Annotated in this window: 5 protein-coding genes; 1 reads left to right on the forward strand and 4 read right to left on the reverse strand. The window is 71.2% G+C overall.

Annotation, left to right across the window (positions count from 1 at the left end; all coding sequences use genetic code 11):
• From JF597_RS48280 to JF597_RS48295, 4 genes are all read right to left on the reverse strand, one after another.
• The coding region (locus JF597_RS48280) for a hypothetical protein (RefSeq protein ID WP_294012004.1) at positions 1-376 on the reverse strand (376 nt) is incomplete at its 3' end.
• Positions 377-381: 5 nt separating this feature from the next.
• Entirely contained in the window at positions 382-738 is a 357-nt protein-coding gene (locus JF597_RS48285) for a hypothetical protein (protein ID WP_294012006.1), read from the reverse strand.
• Positions 739-1,170: 432 nt separating this feature from the next.
• Positions 1,171-1,509 carry a thioredoxin domain-containing protein gene (locus tag JF597_RS48290; RefSeq protein WP_069761951.1) on the reverse strand — a complete coding sequence of 113 codons (339 nt, stop codon included), beginning with the start codon at positions 1,507-1,509 and terminating at the stop codon, positions 1,171-1,173.
• Positions 1,510-2,024: 515 nt separating this feature from the next.
• Positions 2,025-3,164, reverse strand: a complete 1,140-nt coding sequence (locus tag JF597_RS48295; protein WP_294012010.1) for a CdaR family transcriptional regulator — start codon at positions 3,162-3,164, stop codon at positions 2,025-2,027.
• A gap of 132 nt (positions 3,165-3,296) precedes the next feature.
• Here JF597_RS48295 and JF597_RS48300 point away from each other — a divergent pair.
• Positions 3,297-3,613 (forward strand): FAD-binding oxidoreductase (locus JF597_RS48300; protein WP_294012013.1); only part of this gene is annotated, 317 nt, incomplete at its 3' end.

Raw genomic sequence — 3,613 nt, forward strand, 5'->3', positions numbered from 1 at the left:
TCCTGATCGCCCGGTACACGTACCAGGCGGACAGCCATGTCCAGGGTTCGCTGACGCGCGAGGAGCCGACCGCGAAGTGGACCTGGCCGCCGGGCACGTCCTGCCAGTAGGCGCCGTGCCCGACGTACACCACGAGCAGGGTGTCCTCGGGGCCCTCGCCGGCCGCGGCCGCCTCCTGGAGTGCGCACATCACGTCGTCGGCCGTCTGCACTTCGTCCGGCCCCAGCACAGGGGAGCGTTCGGCAGCGCCCCACCGGGGGTCCCGGGCCAGCGCGGCCCCGTAGGCACGGGCGCTCGCCTCGATCGTCGGATAGCCCTGTATACCGGATTCCTCACCGTATGTACCGACCCCGATCACCAACGCCCGGGATGCCATGCCGGTCAGCTCCCATCGGGAGTGGTGAGGCCGTCCGTGCGCGGCGCGGGCTGCGGGTCCTGAGCCGGCGATGGGGCCTGCGGGGGCTGGACGACGATGATGGTGACGGGCGGTGGATCGAGCCTGCGACCCCGCCAGTTCTCGATCGCCCGCTGCACGGCGACCTGCACCGCGGCGCCGACAGTGCCGCCGAGCACCGCCTCCACCATGATGGCGGCGAGGCTGCCGTCGAGGGCGCCGTCCTGCCCGGCCGTCTCCAGCCGCCAGGTCAGCCCCGTCTCCCGTCCCAGCTCCTCCAGGAGCTGCTCCGGCTCGTCCAGCCCGACCGGTCCCTCGACCTTCACGGAGATCGTCGCCGTCATGTCTCCCGTGCCTCCCCAGCCGCCGCTCGGCGTACCCACCCCACTCTGCCAGGCCGAACACCTGCTGTGCGAGGGCGCGTTGACGCTCGTTACAGGGTCAGTACGTGCTCGCCCGCGACGGCGCGGGGGACGCGGGCCGTTGTGCGCCGGTTTCTCCCAGCAGCCGTAAGCGGAAGGGGCCCCCGCGGGTTGTCACCCTCGAAGGCCTTCCGTGCCGTCGGGACGAGAGGCTTTGCACCTGGGCCCAATTGACCCCGAGTCGAGTGCGCTACCGGGCTGCGGCACGCCCCGGGCGCGCCTCCCACGGAGCTCGTTGAGCGTGAATCGCTGGCCGGACGAGCGGAGCCCGACATCGGTTGTGAGACCGTTCGTGAGGCCTGCGGGTGGTCGGCGCAGCTCCGGGCGTCGCGCCCCACGTGCCGCAGCGGCCGCTCAGAGCTGGCCGTCCAGGAACTTCCGTACCTCGGCGATGGTCATAGGCCCCGTACCGTGCGCCACCGCCTCTCCCTCCTTCAACAGGACGCAGGACGGGGCTCCGGTGATCCCGTATCGCTCGGTTGCGGCCGGACAACGCGTGATGTCCGTGCGCACGGCCGTCAGGCGGCCCGCGTACTCGTCGGCGATGCCACCCACGACGAGGTCCATCACCCGGCAGGGCTCGATTGCCTTGGGCCATGTCCCGGTGAAGTATGCGAGGACCGGAACTTTGCTCATCCCGAGGATGAAATCGAACTCCGCGTCCTCGCGGGGCCGGTGAACTCGGTTCGCCATGGAAGCTCCTGACCTCACGTTCCGTCATTCCTTCCTCATCATCCCTCGCACGGTGTGCCAGGCCGGCCCGGTCGGTGGCTCGGCTGACCTGTCGGAAGGGAGACACGGGGCTGTCGCAGACCCACGGTGGTCCCCGGCGCGAACGGTCCGGCCCCCTGCGCCTGGTGACCCGGCCTGGCCGCCCGGCCGGTCACCCAGCTGCAGCCGCCGCGCGCCCGTGGATCAGCTCGTGCCAGGGCACAGCGGCCCAGATCGCCAACCAGATGCTCGGTGAGCGCGTCGACGAGCGGGCCGGTGCGCATGGTCCGCCGGGCCCGGTCGAGCCGTATGCGCCACCGCGCTTCTCAGAGCCGGCGCCCCCGACGGGCTTCCCGAGGCCTTGTCCGGTCTTCACCCCCGGTCTCAGCTGGTTCATACGGCTCTTCCCGGGGCGCATGGGCCAGCTGCGGGCACCGAGAGCGAGGCACGGTTCCTGGACCGATCGTGGACGCGGTCGTGGACGGTCGAAGTGCGCGTCAGCTGTCCCGCAGACCGACAGCCATCGTCAGTTCCAGGACCCGTTGTGGCGATGCGAGGTCCGGAAACAGCTCCCGCAGCTGCGACATCCGGTATCGGACTGTCTGGGGTTGGACGAACAGCGCCGCGGCCACCTCGTCCCGCCTGCCCTGGTGCAGTAGCCACGCCCGCAGCGTCTCCTCCAGCCGCCGTGCGGTCGCGACGGGCAAGGTCCGCAATGGCGCGAGGGCTCGGGCGCGCAGGTCTGCGTACGCGTCTGCGTCGGCGCTCAGCACCAGCTCGGGCAGGTGGTCCTCGGTGTCGCGAATATCGGAGGAGAGCAAGCGCGCGCGTACGGCTCGTGCGTACGAGGCGGACGCACGAGTCCACGGCCGGGCGGGGCCGACCACGGCGGTGCGGTCGGTCAGCTGCCGCAGGAGATGTGATCGGTCGGCGTCGGGGACGAGCAGTACACCGGTGGCGTCCGGCAGATCGTCGAGGACGAGGGTGCTCGGGTCGAGTGCGCGGTAGGCGGGCCGGGCCTGGGCGGCGGGCAGCAGGACCGCGGTCAGCGAAACCGGAGGCTGCCACCCGGCCCGTTGAACAGAGGCCAGCAGCATGTCCGGGCTCGCACCGGCGAGGAGGTCGCGGGCCAGGTGCTCCAGGTGGCGTTCCTGGTCCCTGCCCCGGGCGGCCAGTTCGTCGGCGTGGCCCGCGGCGCTCGCGGCGGAGAGCTCGTCGATGTAGGCGAAGGTCAGCTCGGCGAACTTGGCGACCTCGGCGGCGGGCAGACCTGCGGGTACGGCACCCGCTGCCAGGCAGCGCCAGGCCACGCGGGCGCCGACGCGGTAGGCGCTGAGCAGGGCGTCCATCGAGCGGCCGTCGCGCACCTCGCCGCGGCCCAGCTCGTAGGCTGCGTCACCGGCGTCGCCGCCTGTGGCGTTCCCGCTCGCGAGGTCCAGGTAGTGCCCCAGGGCGGTGCGGACGGCTCGGCGGATGGTGGCGCCCATGTGGCCCGAAAGGGCGTTGGCGTAGGGAGGGACCTCGTCGATGATCGCCTGGACGACCTCGTCGGCGGTGGTCTTCAGCTCGGCCCGAAGTGCGGTGACCGTCGTCTCGTCCAGGGCCAGTTCGCTGGCCCTCTGGATTGCATGGCTCACGTTTCTATTCCCTGCGAACAATTCTGCCAGCCAGATTTACGTCCTGCGGTCAGGACTTTACGCCTTGAGGCACAGCAAGCTGGGGTCATGACGAGTACAGCCCTCCGCAGCAGGGCGTGGAAACTGCTGGAGATGGTCACGACGCCGCTGCTGCCGTCGGACTACCTCGACCTGGTCAGCCCGCTGCGTGCGGGCGCCGACCTGCGTGGGCGCATCGAGGCCGTGCACCCCGAGACGGGTGACGCCGCGACCATCGTGATCAGGCCGGGACGGGGCTGGCGCGGCCACACAGCCGGTCAGTACGTGCGGATCGGGGTCGACGTCGACGGGGTGCGCCTGTGGCGTGCCTACTCCCTCACCTCGCCGACGAACCGCCAGGACGGCCGCGTCACGATCACCGTGAAGGCGATCCCGGACGGCAAGGTCAGCAACCACCTGGTCCGCAGGGC

The organism is Streptomyces sp. (assembly GCF_019510245.1).
Classification (GTDB): domain Bacteria; phylum Actinomycetota; class Actinomycetes; order Streptomycetales; family Streptomycetaceae; genus Streptomyces.